Origin of the sequence: Streptomyces sp. NPDC049970, assembly GCF_040660235.1 — a bacterium.
In the GTDB taxonomy this organism is placed as follows: Bacteria; Actinomycetota; Actinomycetes; order Streptomycetales; family Streptomycetaceae; genus Streptomyces.
On the sequence record NZ_JBFALP010000006.1, the window covers coordinates 45,725 to 66,869 of the forward strand.

The 21,145-nt window shown below is 71.2% G+C and carries 12 protein-coding genes and 1 pseudogene; 4 read left to right on the forward strand and 9 right to left on the reverse strand.

What is annotated here, in order from left to right; genetic code table 11:
• Positions 1 to 17: 17 nt before the first annotated feature.
• The 3 genes and pseudogenes from AB0I83_RS13610 to AB0I83_RS13620 form a co-directional block, all read right to left on the reverse strand.
• Positions 18 to 4,385 (reverse strand): hypothetical protein, encoded by a 4,368-nt coding sequence (locus AB0I83_RS13610; protein WP_363304680.1) that lies wholly within the window; start codon positions 4,383 to 4,385, stop codon positions 18 to 20.
• Positions 4,386 to 5,380: 995 nt separating this feature from the next.
• Positions 5,381 to 6,147 (reverse strand): annotated as a pseudogene (locus AB0I83_RS13615) (IS5 family transposase); the annotation flags it as partial.
• Between the two features lie 226 nt (positions 6,148 to 6,373).
• Complete coding sequence (locus AB0I83_RS13620; RefSeq protein ID WP_363304681.1) at positions 6,374 to 8,236, reverse strand: NAD-binding lipoprotein; 1,863 nt, start codon at positions 8,234 to 8,236, stop codon at positions 6,374 to 6,376.
• 374 nt (positions 8,237 to 8,610) lie between these two features.
• Between AB0I83_RS13620 and AB0I83_RS13625 the strand changes: the two genes are divergently transcribed.
• Positions 8,611 to 9,249 carry a hypothetical protein gene (locus AB0I83_RS13625; RefSeq protein WP_363304682.1) on the forward strand — a complete coding sequence of 213 codons (639 nt, stop codon included), beginning with the start codon at positions 8,611 to 8,613 and terminating at the stop codon, positions 9,247 to 9,249.
• A gap of 126 nt (positions 9,250 to 9,375) precedes the next feature.
• On the opposite strand, the gene AB0I83_RS13630 is transcribed toward AB0I83_RS13625, so the two are convergent.
• From AB0I83_RS13630 to AB0I83_RS13640, 3 genes are read right to left on the reverse strand one after another with little or no spacing between them, the layout of a single operon-like run.
• A complete protein-coding gene (locus tag AB0I83_RS13630) occupies positions 9,376 to 10,776 on the reverse strand; it encodes an MFS transporter (RefSeq protein ID WP_363304683.1) in 1,401 nt (466 codons plus the stop codon).
• Positions 10,773 to 12,788 (reverse strand): PEP/pyruvate-binding domain-containing protein, encoded by a 2,016-nt coding sequence (locus AB0I83_RS13635; RefSeq protein ID WP_363304684.1) that lies wholly within the window; start codon positions 12,786 to 12,788, stop codon positions 10,773 to 10,775. The genes AB0I83_RS13630 and AB0I83_RS13635 overlap by 4 nt, the downstream gene beginning before the upstream one ends.
• A complete protein-coding gene (locus tag AB0I83_RS13640) occupies positions 12,785 to 14,158 on the reverse strand; it encodes an ATP-grasp domain-containing protein (RefSeq protein ID WP_363304685.1) in 1,374 nt (457 codons plus the stop codon). The genes AB0I83_RS13635 and AB0I83_RS13640 overlap by 4 nt, the downstream gene beginning before the upstream one ends.
• A 377-nt stretch (positions 14,159 to 14,535) precedes the next feature.
• Here AB0I83_RS13640 and AB0I83_RS13645 point away from each other — a divergent pair, with 377 nt between their 5' ends.
• Positions 14,536 to 15,831: a PAS domain S-box protein gene (locus AB0I83_RS13645; RefSeq protein ID WP_356530040.1), complete on the forward strand. Its 1,296-nt coding sequence runs from the start codon at positions 14,536 to 14,538 to the stop codon at positions 15,829 to 15,831.
• 131 nt (positions 15,832 to 15,962) lie between these two features.
• Here the strand turns inward: AB0I83_RS13645 and AB0I83_RS13650 are convergent, their stop codons facing one another.
• Both AB0I83_RS13650 and AB0I83_RS13655 read right to left on the reverse strand, forming a co-directional pair.
• On the reverse strand, positions 15,963 to 16,589 hold the full coding sequence (locus AB0I83_RS13650) for a class I SAM-dependent methyltransferase (RefSeq protein ID WP_363304686.1): 627 nt from the start codon (positions 16,587 to 16,589) through the stop codon (positions 15,963 to 15,965).
• Positions 16,590 to 16,918: 329 nt separating this feature from the next.
• Entirely contained in the window at positions 16,919 to 17,617 is a 699-nt protein-coding gene (locus tag AB0I83_RS13655) for a hypothetical protein (protein WP_363304687.1), read from the reverse strand.
• Between the two features lie 465 nt (positions 17,618 to 18,082).
• On the opposite strand from AB0I83_RS13655, the gene AB0I83_RS13660 reads away from it, so the two are divergent.
• Positions 18,083 to 19,288: a glycosyltransferase gene (locus tag AB0I83_RS13660; RefSeq protein ID WP_363304688.1), complete on the forward strand. Its 1,206-nt coding sequence runs from the start codon at positions 18,083 to 18,085 to the stop codon at positions 19,286 to 19,288.
• 167 nt (positions 19,289 to 19,455) lie between these two features.
• Positions 19,456 to 20,118 carry a lysophospholipid acyltransferase family protein gene (locus AB0I83_RS13665; protein WP_363304689.1) on the forward strand — a complete coding sequence of 221 codons (663 nt, stop codon included), beginning with the start codon at positions 19,456 to 19,458 and terminating at the stop codon, positions 20,116 to 20,118.
• A gap of 68 nt (positions 20,119 to 20,186) precedes the next feature.
• Here AB0I83_RS13665 and AB0I83_RS13670 read toward each other — a convergent pair whose 3' ends face one another.
• Positions 20,187 to 21,077, reverse strand: coding sequence for a TauD/TfdA family dioxygenase (locus AB0I83_RS13670; RefSeq protein ID WP_363304690.1), 891 nt, complete (start codon positions 21,075 to 21,077; stop codon positions 20,187 to 20,189).
• Positions 21,078 to 21,145: the final 68 nt, after the last annotated feature.

Below are 21,145 nucleotides of genomic sequence, written 5' to 3' on the forward strand. Positions count from 1 at the left end.
GACGTGGGGACGGATGGTCAGTAGCTGCTGTACCCGGCGTCGAGCGGGATGCTCTTGTCGAGGCAGAAGTGTGCCGGAGACGGATCGGTTCCGGCGGAGGCCGGGGCCGTGATGTCCCAGGGGTTGCCGCTCTGGTCGGTGCCGAAGTTGCAGGGTCCGTACGGGTTGGGCCACAGCGGATAGTCCTGGTTCGGGTCAGGGATCTTACTGAAGTCCTGGAAGTCGCCCTTGATCACGGGTGCCGCACCACCGGCGGTGCCGTCCAGGTTCATGGCCTTGCCGTCCAGGTAGAGGTACTGGTCGGGCATGTGGCTCGAGCGCAGGTAGGGGCGTCCGCTCACCTTGCGCACCGATCCGTCGGCGCAGACCTTCAGGCTCAGTTCCTGCCAGATGGGTGGTGCCTGGCCGAAGGCTGTGCCGACCAGAGGCGAGAGCAGTTCGGTCTGGAAGAAGTTGGACCAGATACCGCCGGCCAGTTCGGCCACGGCGTCGGGTACCCGGCTGTCGCCGTCGGCCTTCTTCTGCCAGTTGTCGACGTTCTGCTTGGGCGCGTCGGCGCTCAGCATGGGCCGGTATCCGATGGAACCGCCGGAGGTGTAGAGGGTGGCCACACACGTGCCACCGGTGTCGACCGGGGTGTCGTCGTCCTTCACCACGGTCGGCTTCTTCCCTGCGTAGGCGTAGGAACGGCCGGGCAGGACGCCGGTTGCCAGCGGGTCCGCGGCGTGGCTCTTGTTGTCGTGCTGGTTGAGGTTCTTCACCGAGTAGCGCAGGTCGGGCTTGGCGATGCCGTAGTCCGTGGCGAGCGCGGAGAAGGTGTCGAGCATGAACTTGGGCAGGTGCGTGTTGCCCGTGCGGTTGCCGTAGTCGACGTACTCACTGCCCGGGATGACGGTGCCACCGGCGTCCTTGACGAACGAGACGGTGGTCCGGGAGCGGATCTTGTAGGAGTTGTCGTCGGTGTCGAACCTGGTCGGCTTGGTGGAGCTGGTGGGCCTGTCGGTGTACGGGTTCGCGAACCCCACCCAGGTGCCCTGGCTGGTGCCGTCCGGGTGGTTGACCGGGTCGGTCCCGGCGGCCGTCACCTGGGAGCGCCAGGCGGTCATGGCGCTCTTGGTCGCCGGCATGACGCACCCGGTGGTGGGGCCGGCGGTGCAGGAGGGCAGGGAGGTGATGCCGGCGGTGAGGTCCATCGCCCAGTCGTAGAGGTTCTGGCGGCTGGTGAGCGGTCCGCCGATCCAGGAGGCCGGGGCCGAGGTGTCGATGTTCTGGTCCTCGTCGAAGACGGCCACGCTGTCGACGCTGCGCTCCACATAGGTGCCGGTGATGGGTACGAAGGCGACGGCGTCGAAGGCGATGTCCTCCTCGCCGGTGCCGTCGGACGTCACGGAGCTGAGCGTGACCTTGGGGACGTTGCCGAACATGAAGGCGCCGATGGAGACCCACCGGTTGCCGTTGCCCGGCTGCCGGATGATGCGGGAGCGCACGCCGTTCTTGGTGGTGACGTCGTACTGGGCGAGCTGGGTCTGCGCCCCGTGGTCGGGCAGGTGTACCAGGACGCGGGCCGGCTGGCTGAGCGTCTTGTTGAGGGTCCAGGTGCCGGTGACCTTCATCTTGCCGCTCTCGGCGCTCGCCTGGCGGGTGTGGGCGAAGGAGAAGTGGCCGCCGTAGCCCGCTCCCAGCTGATGGAAGTCGATCTTCGAGGGGTAGAGGCCCTTGGAGTCGGCGGCGAAGTCGAGCCCGAAGGTGCCCTGGTTGGTGGTGGGTGTGGTGCAGCCGGGCCGGACCGACGGCGTGCCGTCCGGGAGGTCGTCGATGACCAGGGCGCCCGACGGGAGGCCCGAGGTCGAGCAGTTGGGCGGGTAGGCGGTGCCGTCGGCCTGTTCGGCGTAGGTGCTGTCGAAGCGCACGAGCTCGTTCCCGCAGGAGTAGGAGCAGTCGCTCTTCCAGGTGCTGCTCTGGTGGTACCAGCACTTCAGGTCGTACTGGCCGGAGGCGTTCTTGTGGGCGCAGGGGCCCGCCTTGGAGCCCGCCACCTCGGGGGCGTTGGGCGTGTACGACTTGCCAGGCTCGCAGGTGTTGCTCGCGTCGCAGAACTGGTTGACGGGCGGCTTGGCGTTGGCGCGGTTGAGCGGAGCGGTGACGACGTCACCGTTCCACCAGGCCGGACGGTACGCGGAGACGGGGGTGTTGGGGGCCTCCAGCAGCTCCGGCGGGTGGCCGGCGAAGCCGATCACCTTCTCCGGGTAGGGCCAGTCCTGCGGGTGGGCGGCGTCGGCGTAGGTGGTGTCCATGAAGGAGGCCCGGTTGGCGGGGTACTCCGGGTTGGCCGGGTTGTTGGCCCATCCGACTCCCCAGGCGCCGCTGTTCTTGCCGCTGTCGGCCTGCGGGTAGAAGCCAGAGTTGTAGGCCCAGAGCGCGAAGAACCAGTTCTCGATCTTGTTCGGGTCACCGTTGTTGATCTTCATTCCGGCGCTGCGGATCTGGTTCCACTTGTCGGTGAGGATCTGGAGGCCGGCCGCGACGTTCACGGCGTAGTCCAGGGCGACGGCACGCTGGGTCTGGTAGGCCCAGGCGGTGTCGGAGGGCCCCTTCTCCTTGCCGGCGAGGCGCATGTGGTCGGTCACCTGCGTGATGCCGTAACCGCAGTCGGACTCGGCCCAGTTGATGTCCCAGTCGTCGGCACTGCTGCTGTTGTAGATCTCCAGCCCGTAATAGTTGCCGATGAGCGGGTTGGCGGTGACACCGGGGACGGCGAAGCGGGCCGCCTGCCACATGTTGGACTCCTGGGCGGTGATGCCGAGCATCACCTGCGCCGGGACGTGGTCGCCCTCGACGAGCGCCTTCTTCGGGAAGAGGGTCTGCGGCGCGTACGCCGGCATGCCGAGGTTCTTCCAGTTGGCGGGGCGGGACGCCTTGGCGTTCAGGGTCCCCATGATGGCCTGGTCGACAGCCCATTCGACCTGGCGCGGCTTGGGCTGCATCGCCTGGTTGCGGGGGTCGTTGCGCGGGACGGAGCAGTACCGCTCGTCCTCGACGGGGTTGCTCGGCGAGGCGGCCGCGGCCAGGCCGCTCTTCGCCTGGGCCCTCTTCTTCCCCGTACCCGTGCCCAGGCCGGGCGCGGGGGCCACGCCCTGCTCGGCGTCGGCGCCGACGACCGCTGCGGGGTCGACGACGAAGGTCATCGTGCGCTTCCGGGCGGGAAGGCTGACGCCGAGGGTGACCGGGCGCCGTTTCGCCGCGTCCTGGGCGGTCACCCGGGAGTCCTTGCCGTCGGTCCAGGCGGTGCTGGTGATGACGGCCCGGCCCTCGGTGGAGACGCGGGCCCCCCTGGGGGCGTCGAGCAGCCGGACCGCCTTGGGCAGCGCGCCGGAGGCGACGCCGCGCTGGGCGCCGGTGAGGTAGACCCGGCCGTCGGCGGAACGGGTCACGTCCACTGCGTCGAGTTTGCCGTGGGCCAGCGGCGCGGCCTTGCGCCGCGGGTCGGGGGACTTCAGCTGTCCGGCGGTCAGGTGCCGCGCGGTGGCCTTGTCACCGGAGCGGTCCAGGAAGGTGAGGCCGCCGTCCTGGTCGGGGGCGAGCCGGAAGGGCACGGCGTCGGTGGCGGCCAGGGTCGAGCGGCGGCCGTCGGCGGAGACGGAGACGACGCGGGAGGTGTCGGCGGCCACGATGCGTCCGCCGCCCGCCGGGACGGCGGAGGTGAGCTGTCCGGTGACCTGGACGGGGGTGGCGACCTCACCGGTCGCGGCGTCGACGCGCAGGAGCCGGGTGGAGGACTTGTCGTCGCCGCCACTCTGTGTGAGCACGGCCTCCTCGCCGGCGCCGCAGCCCGGGTTGTAGTAGGCCAGGCTGACCTGGCGCCGGAGCTTGGTCACGTCACCCGTGGTGAGGTCGACCACTGCGGCGAAGGCGCCGCGGGCGAAGAGCTCCGCCTTGTTGGTGAAGGTTCGGGGCGCGTAGACCACAACGGCCCGTTGTCCGGAGGCGGTCACACAGGCGTTGCCGATCCAGGCGTCGGTGTCGAAGCCGGGCTCGGCGAGGGTGGCGGCCGTCCGCCAGGCGTAGCCGGACCGCTCGTCGGCGACCAGCAGGTGAAGCCCCTGGGCGTCCCCGGTGGTGGTCCACAACCGGTCCCGCGAGGTGCGCCAGCCCGGGCCGAGCGTGTCGTCACGCTTCTTCTCCGGGATGCCGGCCTCCGCGGCGTCGGGCCGGCGCTCGGGGGCGTCGGCGCCCGGTGAGCCGCTCCAGGGGGTGTCCGTCGCGGCGCCGGACGCGGTCGGCCCGGGGGTGGGGGCGGCGGTCGCCTGCAGGGTGCCGGCCATCAGGCCGGCCAGCACGACGGATACCGCCGCTGCGAGGCGGAGTCCGCCTCTGGGTCTTGGCATGGGTGTTCACTCTCTGTCTGCGCCGTCGGCGCTCATCCGGTGCGAGCGGACACTCCCGGCGCTACCGGGCGCGGGTGGCTCGCAGCGGACCATGCTGGGGCCCGTGCGTCTCGGCACGCTCTCCGCGCCGTCTCGCGGGCCGGGTGCAGGGTCTCGGCGCGGCACCGGTCCACTCCCCCCGACCCGCGCCCGTCCGGCGTGGAGGACCCGACGTGGTTCAACGACCGGCTTCGGGTTGCGCATGTCGGCCGAGCGCCGCGCGGAACCGCAACTGCCGTCCGCGACAGGACGACTGACTGCCCGTTCGCGGACTACTTAGCCGGTCAAGGAGCTGTGGACGGCCCGTGCCCCCGAGGGGCTGTGGTTGCGCCGGCCGGGGACCAGAGGCGGTTCCTGCCGGGGCAGGCGTCCTGCCGGGGCGCTGATGGGGGCGGCCCGACACCGGGCTCGGCCCTGCGCTACCGTCCTGGAGGTATGGACGACGCGGCCCGAGCGCCCTTCATCGATCCGGAATCGGACTACCCGTGCTGTTGGTTCTGCCCGGCTCTGCGCCTTCCGCGTGCGGGGTTCCTGGTGGCGGACCGGCCCAGCAGGCAATGGCCGTTCGATGCTGCGGACGGATTCCGTTACACCGCCGACGACCGGATACCTGTCTGCGTGCATCCGGGCAGGGTGGGGCTGGAACCGGAGCGGACGGCCCCTCCCCCCGCCGCCTTACCAGCCCTCGATCCGGAGCCGGTGCGGGAACGTCGTGCACGGTGGTGGTTCCGAGCCGGGCCGTCACGGACCGCGTGAGCATCGCGGAGCTCGCACCAGTCCTCACCTCGACGGCCGGCTGTCGCCTTCAGCACGCGTCCGGCACGCTTCCTGTCTGGGTATGACCGCACTTCTGCGCGGACAGCGCCAACGCTCGGGGCGGGACGTGAGATTGCGGCCGACCTTCCTACGGGCTGTTCCGTTCCCGTTACAACTACATGAAGGGGTAGGAGTTGTCTTCACACGCCCGCCCGCATCAGGAGTGAGGCGAGGGTGACGGCTGCTTCGTGGGACTGGGTGGTCTTGTCGTAGCGGGTGGCGATGCCGCGCCATTGCTTCAGGCGGTTGAAGCACCGTTCGACGACGTTGCGGTGCTTGTGGGCCTCGCGGTCGAAGGCCGGCGGGCGGCATCCGCGGCTGCCTCGCCGGGCCCGGTTGCGGACCTGGTCGGCCCGCTCGGGAATCGTGTGCGCGATGCCGCGGCGGCGGAGCCAGGCACGGATCGCCTTCGAGCTGTAGCCCTTGTCGCCAGGACGTGATCAGGCCGGACGCGGGGTCGTCCGGGTCCGGTCCGGGGCACCCGGATCGCTTCAATCACGGCGGTGAAGCGGGTGCAGTGGTTGGTGTTGCCACCCGTGATGACGAAGCCGAGTGGACGACCCCGACCGTCGCACGCCAGATGGACCTTGCTGGTCAGGCCCCCTCTGGACCGGCCGGGGGCCGGGTCGCGGAGCCCCCTTTCGGGCGCCGGCCCCATGCCGGTGGGCCCGGGCGATCATGGAGTCGACCGACACCAGCCAGTCGATATCGCCCGCCGCGTCCGCCTCGGCCTGGGCGGTCCACAACATCCGGCCGAACGTCCCGTCCGCCGGCCACCTGCGAAAACGGGTGTGGAGTGTGGCCCACGGCCCGTATCGTTCGGGCACGTCCCGGCAGGCCGTCCCGGTCCGGGACTCCACACGATCCCATTCAGGATTCGCCGCTCATCCAGCCGCTTCCGCCCCCGCAGAGGGTCACGGTATTAGGGGCCCTCGGGTCGGGTCGGATCAGGGAAGGGGCCAGGTGATGGCCCCCACACCGTGTGGCCGGGGCTGCGTCGCGAGGCGGCGGACGGGCGCCCTTTCCCTGGTCCGCCCGCGCCGCGCCATGGGGACCGGGAGTAGCGTCCCGCTCCTGTCCCGCAATCCCCCGAACGACCAATCGGATGCTCCGCACAGGCCGAGGCCGGTCCCTCACCGCCCGGCTATGACGATGACGTCATCACCCACGCTCCAGCAACGGACCTCGTTCTTGGCGGGGTTGATCCGCACCCCGTGGTCGATTCCCGGGCGTGCCAGGTCAGGGCTTCGGTAGCCGATGGCGCACTCCCCCCGGCGTGAGGCCGATTCGACGACGGTGGCGAAGGACGTCCGCCGTCCTGTCAGGATGTAGTCACCCGCGGGCCTGAGGTGGATCGCGTTGCCGTGCGGAGCCAGGAGTTCCTCGAACAGGCGCGCAAGATGCCAGTTCTGGGAGATCTGGACCATCAGAAGACCGATCAGCCTTCCGCTCACGATGAAGTCGGCACCGACACCGACGGGAGCGAGAGCTCGGTTGCGGTCGTCGGTCATCTCGGTGACGACACGGACCGGGACCCCCGACGTCCGTTCCAGTTCCCGTAGGAGCAGCAGGGTCACCAGCGCACGGTCGTCGGGAGCCTCCGTTCCGGGGCCCCGGTCCGGACCGAGCACGATGACACCGTCGTGATCTGCGAGGACCAGGTCGTTCACCGTGCCCGGGAGGGTGGGGTCGGCCTTGGTGAGGGTGACAGCCAGCGTGGGGGCGATCTCCGCTGCGGCGGCCCGTAGCTCTGCGGCGGGGCGTTCGCCGGCCTCGGCCACGACATGGAGGACGGAACCGACGGCGAGATGGCCCGCGAGATGGCGGACGATGTGCCGGGCACGACGGTTCCATCCCAGCAGGACTACACGGTCGGGATGCGGTGCCGCCGGTGCCCCGAGCGCGATCAACGACTCGTCGAAGACGGCGGGTTCGTCGGTGGGGACCGTGGTGTCGTCGTCCTGGGCGATCACGACGAGCTGATCCCGTGGGCCGACCACCGAGTCGCCCGGCGGGTTCAGACGGAGGGTCCCGTCCGCGCGTACGAGGCCGACGACGCTGGACTCGGGGCAGATGCGCAGCACCTCGGCGAAGGCGCGACCTGCGTGGGCCGACGCGTCGACGACGTAGAACTCGTCGCCGACGAAGTCGAGCAGTTCCTGGTAGACGAGCGAGAGTCCGGGCTGCCGGGCACACTGGGCCACGAGCCGGGCCGTGACGTCGTCGGCCTCGAGCACGACCGCCTCCGGGCCCCCGGCGAGTTCGGCCGCGAGACGGTAGCGGGCGTCGCGAACCGCGGCCACGATCCGCACGCGGCTGCCGTCGACAGTGGCCCGCAGGGCCAACAGGTTCTTGACGGTCTCCGCGTCCTCGTCGGGCTCGTCACTCTGCATGACCAGCACGACGTCCGCCGTGGCCGGGCTGACCCGCGCGACCGCGGCGGGATCGGTCGGGCGTCCGTTGCGGCAGACGACCCTCGTGCGACCGGTGTCCCCCACCTCACCGCGCAACTCCTCCTCCATGTCGGTCACGTCCCGGTCGGCGAGGATCACGACCGCGGCTCGCCTCCGGTTTTCGTTGGCCGCGACGAGTTCGGCCACCACGGTGAATGTCTGGGCCGACCACCCGAGGACGGCGGTGTGGCCGTGCTCCAGGACGGTGGAGTGGCCACGCCGCAGGGAGACGAGCTCGTCGGTGATCGCCGTGGTCATGAGACCGACGACGGTAGAGACGTAGAACAGCGCCACCAGCGCCAGCAGCACCGACAGGACCACGCGCAACGGGCTGCCGACCTCGCCCCCGAGCCTGAGTGTCTGTCCGACGCTCCGCCACACCGCTGCGGTCTTCGCCCACGGGCTGTCGGGGGCCTGGTCGTCCGTCCACACCAGAAGCGCGCTCGCGGGGACGACGACCGTGAGGCAGGCGACGGCGAGCCACCCGATGAGAACGGCCGCACCCCTCGCCAGAGTGTTGTCGAACCAGTACCGCGCCCGCACGTGCAGCCGTACCCGTCGCGGTGTCGTCGCCCCGGCAGGGCTCGACCGTGGGGCCGGTAGGTCCTGCGGCTGCCTCTGCTTCCCCACGCGGGCGCCGCGCACGCTCCGGCGCCGACCCTGATCTTTGATCATCCTGTGCACAGCAGCAGCGTGGGGAATCGCCCGCTCCGCCACACGGGAATCCGGCAGCGTTTCATCCTATTGGGATCCGGGCCGAGATCCGACTGGCCCGTGGTGTTCAGGGGTAGGACGGGGGCGCGAGGAGAGATCTTCCGGCCACCCGCCCACCGCGTACGCGTTTGTGTGGTGAGATGTGTCATGTACCGAACACTTTCGCGTCCTTGTGGCGCGTCAAGAAGAAGGGCGCCGACGTCATGAACAGATCCGCCTCCCGCGGCCTCGTCCGAGTGAGCCTCGCGCTGGGTGTCGCAGCGGCGTCGACCGTGCTGGCAGCGACCGCGGGTGCGGCCGCACCGGCGACCGCCTCCGGAGACACGGGAACGCTCACCGCCACGCAGCACGGCGCACAACGCGGCTGCGCCGTCGTGTACTTCGACCTGGGCGAGACCCTGGTGCACACGGCCGAGGACGGGAGCACGAACTACCTCCCCGGCGCTGCCGCGTATCTGCGCGTGCTGCGGGAACGCCACATCGAGGTCGGGCTGATCACCAACGTGCCGTCCGCCTGGGGTGCGAACGACGCCGAGCGCGCGGCCAGACTGAAGAAGGAGGTCGGCACCGGCTGGAAGGGCTCCACGCCCTTCGCCTGGGACGACTTCGGCGACCGGATCCTCACCCCGCGCACCGAGGCCGAGCGCAAGCCTGCGCCCGCTCTCTGGGAGCGGGCGAAGGCCGGCTCGGGCGGCTGCCGCCTCGTCTACCAGGCGGAGACCGTCGAGGAGATCGACACGGCGGCCTCGATCGGCTACCTGGCGTACCAGGTCGGGCAGCCCTCCCGGCCCGACTTCCTTCCGGTCGGGCTGATCGAGCTGCTCGCGCACCTGCCCCGCTGACGCCCGCGCGTAGGCGCACGGCAGGGCACGACGGTCGAGGAGCACGCGCGCAGGTCCGGCGAAGACGCCCGCGGGGCCCGTGTCCCCGCAGGTGCACGGGCCTGCGCGCGCCTGACCGACCGTCGTCTACCGTCCCTCTCCGGTCGGGCGGTCCGCGTGGCCCGAAGCGGCGTCCACCCGGGCGCTCGGATCGGCCGCACCCGCAACCGCGGCCTCACCCGGGGCCGGCCCCGCGGTGCCCCCTCCCGTGCCGGTCCGGCCGGAACCTCGCGCCATCACCCCACTGCGCAGAACCAGTTGGAAGACCCCGAGCAGTACCGCGGTCGCCAGGGCGCTGTGCCACAGCAGGTCGTCCAGGCGCCCGGCGGAGAGGTAGGCGCCCGCGGCGACCGCGGCGAGTGCGCACACCGCGCGGTCGACGATGCTCTCGACCGACAGCAGCGTGGCCCGTGGGGCATGGGCGGGCACGGCGTCGTTCACCAGCTTCCGCTGGATCGGGTAGGCGAAGCCGGTGGCCGCGGCGAACAGGCAGAGCAGGGCGATGACCACCCAGGGACCGCCGAGGGCGATGCCGGCCAGGGTGCCCGCCAGCGCGAGGCTGAGGACGGACACCCAGGCCACCGGCGTGAGGCGACCGCTCAGCCACTGGGGGCGGGCCGAGGCCACGGCCTCCGCCACCGTCATGGCGGCCAACACCCCGCCGTGCGAGGACTCCCCGATGCCGTGGTCGAGCAGGATGGGCTGGAAGAGATTGACCTGGCAGATCCGGGAGAGCGTGAAGACGGCCACCCCCTGCACCATCACCAGGGCCAGCCAGGGCGAGGCTGCGACGCAGCGCAGCGCGGAGCCCGCGTCGCGCAGGAACGCGCCGCCCCTGCGGCCTCCGCCCGCGCTTCCCGCCGAACTGTTCGCGGGGCCGGCGAGCCGCGGCAATGCCACCGCACAGGCCAGGGAGCCCGCCGCACTCGCGGCGCTCAGCACGTACGGAGCCGTGTGGGCGAGGGTCATCAAGGGCCCGACCAGGGGCCAGCACAGGACCTTGGCAGCCAGACCGAGGGCCCGTGCGGTGCCCTCGGTCCTCAGGTAGTGCTCGTCGCACTTCTCGGCCCGCAGTCCGTCGTACAGGTAGGCGCTCGCCGCTCCGGAGGTGAGTGAGCGGCCCGCGGCGATCGCGAGGAAGTGGACGAGGAATCCGGCGTACGAGGGGTTGACCACCGGGACCAGATTCGCCGCCGTCATGACGACCGCCCCGGCCCGCAGGCAGTTGCGGGTGCCGATTCGGTCGGCGATCAGGCCGGTCGGGATCTCGAAGAGGCAGAAGGCCACGTAGTAGATGCTCTGAATGCCGAAGATCTGCCCGTCCGAGAGCCCGGCCGCCTTCTGGTAGGCGTAGAAGACCGGCATCCACCACAGCAGGTTGAACAACAGCTGGAAGCCGTAGGTGAGCCGGATGACGCGGCGGGCGGTCTCGGTCGGGGCGGCGCCGGGCTGTGCGGCGGCGGACGACCACGGGAGGCGGGGCCTCACAGTGCGTAGGGGCGGATCTGGACCAGGCGCAGCTCTTCCTGATCGGTCATCAGCCACTCGATGTCCAGGGGCTTGTCCACGTCCGGCGCGCTGAAGTGGGACTGCAGGAGACGACCCGTCAGGGAGAGGTCGGCGAGGCGGGCGCGGGTGGCGGCGGACAGCCCTTCGCTCCAGGAGCCGAGCGCGACGGTGCGGCCCCCGCCCTCGACGGTGTTGTACAGGTACTGCTGGGGCAGGACCGAGCCCTCGACGACCTTCTCGGGCGACCCCGGCGAACAGTTGAGGTAGACGTTGCGGAAGTCCTCTCGCCGGGTCGGGTTGCAGGTCACGAGGACGCCGCCGAGCGCGGCGGGGACGTACTCCTGAATGATCACCCCCATGTACGTGTCGTCCAGGGAGATGCCGACCTGGTGGCGCAGCCGCACGCTGCGCGGAGACAGCATGGAGGCCCACACCTGGCGTACCGCGTCGAGGAGTTCGCCGGGGCCGCGCACGGTGGTGACGGAGTCGTAGACGCCCGCCGCGGAGAAGCCGGGCAGGTCCTCTGCGTTGGAGGAGGAGCGCACCACGAGGCGGCCGCCCGCGGCGGACGGGGTGGGGAAGGCCTGCTGGATCTGCCGGGTGACGGAATCGGGCATGGGCGTGTGCCGGATCAGGTGCTGGAGTTGCAGGCACAGCGAGTCCAGCATGTCGGAGGCGTCGAGTTCGAGCGCCATCTTCAGTTTGCCGATGCCCTGTTGGAGCGCGGGGGAAGAGGTGAGGAAGCGGTGCTGGAGTGCGAAGGGCAGGGCGACACCGTCCGGTGCCTCGACCATGCCGGCGACGAAGGCGCCCGCTGCCGAGCGGAGTTCGTCGACGGAGGGCGCGTGCAGGCCGAGCCGGACGGCGAGGTGCCCGTAGAGGTCGTCGCGCGGGGGCCTGGGGCGCCCGTAGAAGGCGGTGAGATCGGCCGTGCGGCTGTCGAGTACGTGGTGCAGTTCGCCGAGGTTGGCCGCCTTCGTGCCGTACCGGTCGCGGTCGGCGCTGCGGAGCCGGTGCAGGGACAGTACGGGGGCGTCCTCCAGGAGCGGGGGTTCGAGGCGGATGCGCTGCTGGTGCCAGGCGGGGGCCTCGAGTCCCGGTTCCCGGTCGAGGCGCTCCAGGGTGACCTCGTCCTCGCGGACGCGGTAGCGGACCCAGGCGCCGTCCAGGCCGTCCTTCTCCACGAGCTGTTCAAGGTCGCGGACGATCGCGTTGGGGATGCCCCAGCCCGAGGCGAGGACGTTGGTGTGCGAGAGCGGGGTGATCGGGGCGGTGTTGAGGAATCCGGCCACCCGGGGCACGTCGTCCGGCAGACAGGGCATGGCGACGATGTCCGCCCAGCCCAGCCCGGCCTCGGCGACCGCGTACTCCTGGCTCGTCCGGAAGTAGCGCAGCCGCCCGGTGGCGTCACCGGGGTTGAGAGGCGTCCGGGTCCTGGTGCCGAAGAGTTCGTGACCGCTGATACGCGGCACGCGCAGTTCACTGATCGTCGCCAGCTCCTCCTCCTGGCCGTGGTTCGCGGGCTTGAGCAGGAGCGGCAGCCTGCCGTCGACGCGCTCCCGGACGAAGCCGTGGAAGGCCTCGAGCAGTGCGCCGTGCATGGTGTCGGCCTCGGTCGTCTCCAGGACCAGGAAGGTGCGCTCGCGGCCCTCCGCGTCGTGCCCGGTGTGCAGGGAGAGCACACCCAGCAGGAAGCGGCGCTCGGGGTCCATGTAGACGGAGGCGTTGAACTCGTCCAGAGAGGCGTCGAGTTCGGCGAGCTCCATACCCAGGACCCGGGTGGCTATGTAGTTCACGTGGAAGGGGTGTGCGGCCGTGTCGAGCAGGTGCCAGGTGTTCTCGGCGCGGTCGACGACGACCTTGAGGTACGGGTGACCGGCCAGGACTCCGGAGAGTGTGCGGAACAGGGGCAGCGAGAGGTTCCCGCCGACGACCGTCCGGTCCGTGGCCGGCTCCGGGGACCCGGTGGGGAGCTGCGCGGTCGTGGTCATACGGAGGCCTCCTCGGACGTCGCGGCGGGCAGGACCTGGGGCAGGACGTCCACCAGGGTCTCGAAGTCGCGGAGGACCGTCCGCGGGTCGGCGGCGGCGAGGAGGCAGAGTGCGGCCATGGTGTTGGCACCCGCGGCGGGGTCGTAGACCGGTATGACGCTGCCGTCGGCGAGTGAGCTCTCCGCCACCACGGACAACGAGCTGCCGGGGCTGAGCGGGACGTCCGCCGAGACCACCGGGAAGTCCCAGACCCTCCGCTCCGGCCAGGCCCCGCCGCGCCCGTCGACCGCGAGGACGACGAGGGAACCGGCCGCACCGCAGGCCTGCTCAGGGGTGCGGGCCTGTGCGGGCCAGTCGACCGGGCGGCCCAGGAGGTGGTCGACGAGCATGCCGACGAGGTCGAGCCGGAAGACCTCCTCGATCTGCGGGACGGTCATCGCGCCGCCGAACCGGGCGGCCGTCTCGATCAGCCACATGCGGCCGCCGGAGCCGAGCTTGATCTCGGTGTGTGTCCCGCAGTTCTCGAGGCCGAGCGCGTCGACGGCCTCCCGGGCCAGTGCCACGACGCGGTCCTGCGCGTCCTTGGGGAGCAGTGCGGGGGTGATCCCCGCACGTTCGGTGAACGGCTCGACCGTGGGCATCCGGCCGCTGAGACAGACCGGGTGGAACACGCCGTCGGCCACGACGCCCTCGACGCTGACGTAGTCGCCCCAGCCGGGGTCTTCGAACCAGTCCGAGGCGGTGCCGGTCACGATCTGCTCGACGACGAAGTCCGCGTCCGCCTCGGCCACATGGAGCTCGGAGTAGCCCAACTGTGCTGATTCGGCCATGACCTCGCGCGAACGCCGCCATGCGGCGGAGGCCTCCTGCGGGGTGCGGATGATCTGGTGTGCGGTGGAGCCCGCGCTCCAGGCGGCCTTGAGCAGCAGCGGGAAGGGCAGGGTCCCGGTGGCCTCGCGGAGGTCCTCCTCGGTGGCGACCGGGCGGAACTCGGGTTGCGGCAGGCCGTGTTCCTGCCAGGTCCGCCGCATCAACCGCTTGTCACGGGCGAGGTCGGAGGCGCTTCCGGCCCCCGGGAGGCCGAGTGCCTCGCAGGCCTCGGCGACTGCCACGACCGCGTACTCGGAGAAGGTGAGCACCGCGTCCGCCTTCGTGGTGCGCGCTCGCGCGACGATCAGGGAGACCAGGTCGGAGCGCTCCGCGTCGGAGGGTGTCACGACCGAGGCGCAGAGAGTCTCTGCGTAGTCGGCGACGGCCGGCGGAAGAGCGCTGAGCGCCAGCAGGTGCACGCGCGCCTTCGAGGCCGCCCGGGACAGGACGTAGCCGAGCGGCGGGCCACCCTTGGCATGCACCAGCAGGACGTTGCTCACTGAAGTTCGTCTCCGTTCGTTCGTGTGTGGGCCGCACGTCGTCGGACAGTTCGCCCGGAACCCGACCGCGGGAATCGCCCCGGCCGATACTCGCCAGGGGCGTCGGACGCAGACACCCGCCCGTGACATGGTGTGTTCGTCCGTACACACAAGGGAATCAGGCGCGGGGGGCCCTGAGCGCCACCGAGGGCATGTACCGATCAGGCAAATGCCAGAGTCGCGGGCCGCGTCGAACCCTCGTGAGAGTTGCGCGAGCGCCGGTGGGCGCGCGCAGACTGTCCAGGTCGGCCGAGAACCGGGCATGCGGGGGTTCCGGACGGGATACGGATGGCGATGGCACCCCGCTTCAGTCGGACCACCAAAGAGGGAAGGCCCCCGTGGACGATTCCGGTCTCAAAGGACTGCTCGAGCATCTACGCGTGTCCTGGTGGGAGGTTGACAGGCAGTGGCGCGTACTGGAGAGGGGAGGCGGCGCCTTCGCCGACCCGCACACGACGCGGCGTTTCCTCGACCGGATGCGCCAGGAGCTGCCGGCCCCGGGGCACTCCCCCGCGACCGGCGGAGGACAGGCCCAGTTCGAGGGCCGTACCTTCGACGTGGGCTGGCAGCTGGACGAGAGCCTCGGCCGGGGTCGCGTGCGCGGGCTCGCGGTGGAGGTCGGCGCGCGGCCCGACGGCCCGCGCCGGTACGCCGCGTTCGCGAACTTCGCCGACTTCGCCCCGGCCGCGGCCTTCATCCGGGACCGCGACGGACGCTACCTGTGGGCCAACCACGCCTACGCGCACCTATACGCGACCACGCCGGAAGAGGTGGTCGGCAAGTACATCGAGGACTTCGACTCCCATCCCGACGCGGTCCAGTTCCGCGCCCTGGACCAGGAGATCCTCACCCGAGGCAAGCCGGTGCGCCACACCCTGAGCTATCGGCGCTCCGACGGCAGCACCGGGCAGGCGGCGGGGCACCGCTTCCCCGTGCAGGAGAACGGGGAGACCTGTATCGCCGGGATCTACGTGGACATCACGGAGCACACCCGCGCGATGGTGCAGCGCCGGGAGGCCGAGGAGAACCTGCAGGCGCTGCGCGATCACAGCGGGCTGCCCTGCGCGCTGCTGTCGGCGAACGGACGCGTGGTGCAGGCGAGCGCGGCCGCTGCCGAACTCTTCCAGACCTGCCGGTCCGACCTCGTCGGCCGCCGCGCGCACACCCTGCTGGCACCGGCGCCCGACCTCGGTCGGCTCCACGGGAGGTGGAACGGTCTGATAGCGCGCCGTGTCAGGCGGGTGGAGACATCCGCCGTGCTCGTCGATGCCCAGGGGCGGCAACGCCGCGCACAGCTCCACCTGACGACGGTCGGCCGCTCCGCCGCCCGGGCCAGGAACGTCTGGGCCGTCGTCACCCACCAGAGCCTCGCCCACGACGCTCATCCGCCGCTCACCGCCGCGCAGATCCGGATCCTGTCCCTGCTCGCGGAGGGCAGCAGCAACGGCGAGATAGCGGCTTCACTGAAGCTGTCCAGGCAGACGCTCGACTACCACCTCAGCCGACTGCGTGAACTCCTGGGCGCCGCGACCAGACCCGCCCTGGTCGCCCGTGCCTACGTCCTCGGCATCCTGGCCCCCCGCGCCTGGCCCCCGCGCTCCGCCACGGCCTCCCATCCGCTCAGCGCCATCTGAGAGGCCGGCTGCCCGTCCCGTCGCGGTGTCCGGGACGGGGCCGAGCCCGGTCAGCGGGTCGAGGCCGGGTGTGCGGGTCTCGCCCAGGGCATCAGGTCACGCGAGGTGCCGTGTGGGCGCGGGGTGCGGGCTCACACGGCGGGGCGGGCGTGCACGCTGACGGCATAGCCGCAGCCGTGTTGGTAGGGCTCGCCGCTCCAGGTTGCGTAACGCCGGCTCAAGGTCAGTCCGGCCTGGTCGCACCAGGTGTCGAAGTCCGTCAGGGTCAACGGCGCTTCCGGCAGGGGGAGGTGCGCGGCGTCCAGGCCCATTCCCGTGACCAACAGCCCGCCTGGGCGCAGTGTGGCGGCCAGTTGCCGGACCACGGTCGATTCGGTGCCGGAGGCCAGCAGGGGGATGACGTTTCCGGCGGCGAGCACCAGGTCGAAACCCGGATCGAGGCCGAGGGTGTCGAGGCCGGCAAGGTCGCCGAGGATCCATTCCTGCCCGGGGGCCGTGCGGCGGGCGACGGCGAGCATGGAGGAGTCGACGTCCACGCCCGTGCAGCGGTGGCCCAGCTCGGCGAGCCGGATCGCGATCCGGCCCGTGCCGCAGCCGGCGTCGAGCACCCGGGAGGCCTCGTTCAGCAACGCGGCGCAGAACGCTGCCTCGCCGTGGATGTCGTGTCCCGATTCGGCGAGCCGCGCGAAGCGCCGGGCGTACTCCTCACCTGCTTGTCCGCCGGTGAGTTCCGTCCAACGGTCCTGTTGCCCGGTCATGTTCGGTGCTTCTTCCGTTCAGGTCGACGGCTCCGGACCGGTCGGAACCGCATCGTCACCGGCAGAGTCGGTTGGGTCTGTCACACGTCGAGTCGGTGGGTCTGTCACACATCCGGTCGGTGCGGTTGCGCCCGGACAGAGTTTAAGGGCTGTCCCGCGGCTGCCGCCCGACGGCAGCCGCGGCATGCCCTCGGGTGGCTGCCGGGCCTCGCACGGCTCGCGTCGAGGAGAGCTCCGTGGACGGTGGGCCGCGGTCACCCGGCCGGTGCGGTCGGTCCTGTTCACGCACCGGCGTGGGCGGGGGGGGAACACGGTGGGGCGCCCGGTGGTCAGCCTGCGGCCGTGTTGTAGTTGACGATTCGCTCGACCCTGTGCGCGACCGCACCGGCCAGCGGGCTGTCCACGCCTTTGCTCACCACGTCGGGCAGGCGGTGCGCCTCCTCCTCTGTGACCGCGACCATGCCCCAGAACGCGTTGAAGCCGGATGAGTCCGCAGGCTTGTCCTCGGCCGCGCCGACTGTCAGGACACCGCCCCCCTCGACCAGACCGAGCGCGCCCATCTGCCGCAGCATGACGGGATCCCGCTCTTCGGCGGCCACCACGCTCCAGCCCGACACATCGGTCCGTCGCAATGCGGCGAGGAGGCAACCGGCACTGCCCACGCCTGAGACAACGATGTCAGGCAGCACAAGGGCCACCGGTCCCAGGGTCATCGGCAGGGCGGACCGTATGGCTCCGTCGAGCCCGGGTTCGAGCGACTCGTCCTGGTAGACGAACACCATCTGAAAGGTCTCGGCGTAGCGCGCGAGATAACCCACCGTGTCCAGCTTGTGGGTCCTGAACACGACCACCAGGCGCACGTCGAGTCCGCTCTCGGCCAGTTCGACGACGGACTGCAGGCTTCGGTCCAGCACGGTGACCCCCGGAGCAAGACAGTGCAGCTCCTTCGAGTAGGGCGCACCGAAGCGCGTTCCGAATCCGGCGCAGGGCAGGATGATCGAAACATCGGGGACGGACGATCTGTGCATGGACCGGCTCTCAGGTTGTGTTGACGATCGGGAACCTTGGACGGCTCGCCGGGTTCGGGCGGCCGAGACCGACGCCGTGCGGTCGCTCCGGACGAAGCGCCGGCTCTCACCGTAGTCACCGAGGACGGCTCCACGCGAGAGGGAGCGGTGATCGACGAGTTGTCGGCGAGGGACCTCGACGGGCTGCTCGCCGCTGCACCGGCACGGTCCCTGCAGCTGCCGGGCCCGAGGGCTCGCGCACGGGCGGGTACACCCGTCCCCAGCCGTGCTCACCTGCGCCTGGGCAGAGCAAGGCTCCGATGAGCCGCTGCACTTGGGCGCCGGCGCGGCGTTCCCCACCGGGCGACGTAAACTGCTGCCGCCCACCCGCTACGGCCTGATCCGGCGCGGTTCATGAGACCCACTCAGAACCTGTGCGTACGCGCGCTCGTGCGTATGGGTAGACGGAACGGAAGAGGACGCCGAATGCGAGTGCTGCTGTCCACGTACGGGACTCGTGGCGATGTCGAACCGCTGGTGGCACTCGCGGTGCGGCTGCAGGCGCTCGGCGCGGAGGTGCGGATGTGCGCCCCGCCGGACGAGGAGTTCGCGGAGCGGCTGGCCGGACTCGGTGTGCGGCTGGTGCCGGTCGGGCCACCCGTACGGGAGTTGATGCGCGGGACGAGTCTGCCGTCGGCGGCGGAGCTGTCCCGGTACCGGACGGAGATGGTCGACACGCAGTTCGACGCCTTCCCGGAAGCGGCCGACGGATGTGACGTGCTGGTCGCGGCGGGCCTGGCGCAGATCGCCGCGCGGTCCGTGGCAGAGGCCGCGGGCATCCGCTACGTGTATGCAGGCTATTCGGCGGTCAACCTGCCGTCGCCGCATCATGCGCCGCCACCGCGACCCGGCTGGCCGCGGCCGGAGGTGATCGACAACCGGACACTGTGGGAGCTGGACGCCCGCAACGTGAACGCGCAGTTCGCCGAGCCGCTCAACAACCACCGGGCGTCGATGGGTCTGCCACCGGTGGACAACGTCCGCGACCACGTACTCACCGACCGGCCGTGGCTGGCGGCGGACCCGGTCCTGGGACCGTGGCGGGAGACCCCGGGCATCGACGTGACGCAGACCGGTGCGTGGTACCTGCCGAATGAACGCCCCCTCCCTGCGCCCTTGCTGACGTTCCTTGACGCGGGCGCGCCGCCGGTCTACGTGGGCTTCGGCAGCTTGCGCCCGTCGCAGGACATCGTCCGTAAGGCCGTCGAGGTGATCCGTGCGCGGGGGCTCCGCGCACTCGTCTCCCGTGGTTGGGCCGAGCTGGATCCGGTGGACGACGGAGACGACTGCTTCGCCGTGGGCGAGGTCAACCACCAGCGTCTGTTCGGCAGGGTGGCCGCGGTGGTCCACCACGGTGGCGCGGGCACGACGGTGACGGCCGCACGAGCGGGTGTGCCACAAGTGGTGGTGCCTCTCCAACTGGCGGACAACCCGTACTGGGCCGGCCGGGTGGCGGACCTGGGTATCGGTGCGGCACTCGATGGTCAGACGCCGACCACCGAGACCGTCTCCGCCGCCTTCGAGACGGCCCTGTCACCCCGGGCCCGGGCGCGGGCCGACGCTCTGGGGGGCCGGATCCGCACCGACGGGGCGGAGACGGCGGCGAGACTGCTGCTCGGCTCCCTCCGGTGAGCGAGGCCCTGCCGGGTCCTCCGGCCGCCGCGCGGCTGTCCGCGGCACCGGAGCCGGCGGCCCACCATCCGCAGCCCGGCCGCAGAGATGAGTAGGAGGGCTCATGCCCGGGCGGCGCCCGCCTTCGATGATGAAGGTCAACATCCAGTGAGAGCGGGGGCCCCTTCATGCTCAGTCGCATCGCCCACATCCTGGTGCCGGCCGTCGGCCGCCTTTCGGTGACCACGGACCCCGGTGCCCGCCTCGAACCAGGCAGCATCATCGCCGCCAATCACACGTCCCTGGCCGACCCCGCCGTCGTCGTCGCCGCCCTGCGCCGTCTCGGAGTCGAGCCGGTCGTCATGGCGGCGGCAGGGCTGTGGCGCGTCCCCCTGCTCGGCCGCGCGCTCGCCCGCGAGGGGTACATTCCCGTCATCCGCGGGGACAGCCGCGCGGCGGCCTCGCTGGACGCCGCGGCGGAGGCCCTGGGGCGGGGACGGCTTGTCCTCATCTACGCCGAGGGTGGTCTGCCTCGTCGCAAGGACGCCGCGGAAGCGGCGCCCGAGGCCTTCCGTAGCGGCCTGGCCAGGCTGGCCGAGCGCACCGGCGCACCCATCGTTCCCGTGGGCCAGGCCGGCGCCCGCAGAGTCACCTCGGGCAGCACCGTCAAGCAGCTCGCCGGGCTGGTCACGGCGCCCCTGCGCCGACCGGAACTCCATGTGCACGTGGGCGCGCCGCTCGAGCCGGCCGACGGCCGCGCGTTCCAGACGGACCGGGCACGCACGGCCGTGACCACCGCGTGGCGGACGGCCGCCTCCCGCCTGGACGAGGCCGCCGCGCTCACCTCCTGACAGGCCGGAGCCTTCGACGGGCGAGGGTAGGGCAGGCCGGGTGGGCCTCCGTGCGCGCCACCACCGGGTCAGGCGGTGGAACCTCGCTGGGGGCGGGTGCCGTTGATGGCGACGCGTTGGCCGTAGCGGCCGTGGGGGAAGTAGTCCCAGACCGCGTGGTGCTGTACGCAGCGATTGTCCCAGAACACCAGGGTGCGCGGCTGCCAGCGTATGCGGCACTGGAGCAGGGGTGTGCGGGCTATGTGCGCGTAGAGCATCTGGAGGAGCGCGTCGCTCTCCGGCCTTGACAGCTGGGTGATGTGCGAGGTGTAGGGGCCGTTGACGAAGAGCAGCTTGCGTCCGGTCTCCGGGTGCAGGACGACCACGGGGTGCTCGGTGCGGGGGACGTCGTACTCCGCCGGTGGGGTCTGTCCGGCGGTGGCCCAGGGCAGGGCGCCGTCGTGCAGTGCGGTGAGCCCGTCCAGGAAGGAGCGCATGGCCGGGGAGAGGAGTTCGTAGGCCAGGTGCATGTTGGCGAAAAGAGTGTCTCCGCCGCTGCCCCCTTCGGGGGTCTCCGTGATGTACAGCATGGAGCCGAGCGAGGGCTCCGGGTCGGCGGTGCCGTCGGCGTGCCAGCCGTTGCCCGCGATGGCCCGGGACTCCTTCGTGGCCCTGATCTCAAGGATGTGCGGGTCGGAGTCGTCGGCCGCGAGTGCCACGGGGTGCAGTTCGCCGAAGCGGGCGGCGAACCGCTTGTGCTGCTCGGGGGTGATGTCCTGGTCACGGAAGACCAGCACGTGGTGGGCGAGGAACGCGCGTCCCAGTTCGGCTTCCTGACGGGACGACAGTTCCTGGGACAGGTCGAGGCCGGTCACTTCGGCGCCCAGCAACGGAGTCACCGGTGTGACGGAGATCGTCTCGTACGGCTCGGTCGTACGGGTCGTCAGGCGTTCGACCGCCTGGAGTGCGTACTCCTCCATGGAGGTACCTCTTCTGCTCGTGGTCGATGTCACTCGTGCGTGACGCGATGGGTGAGTCGGTGGTCGTG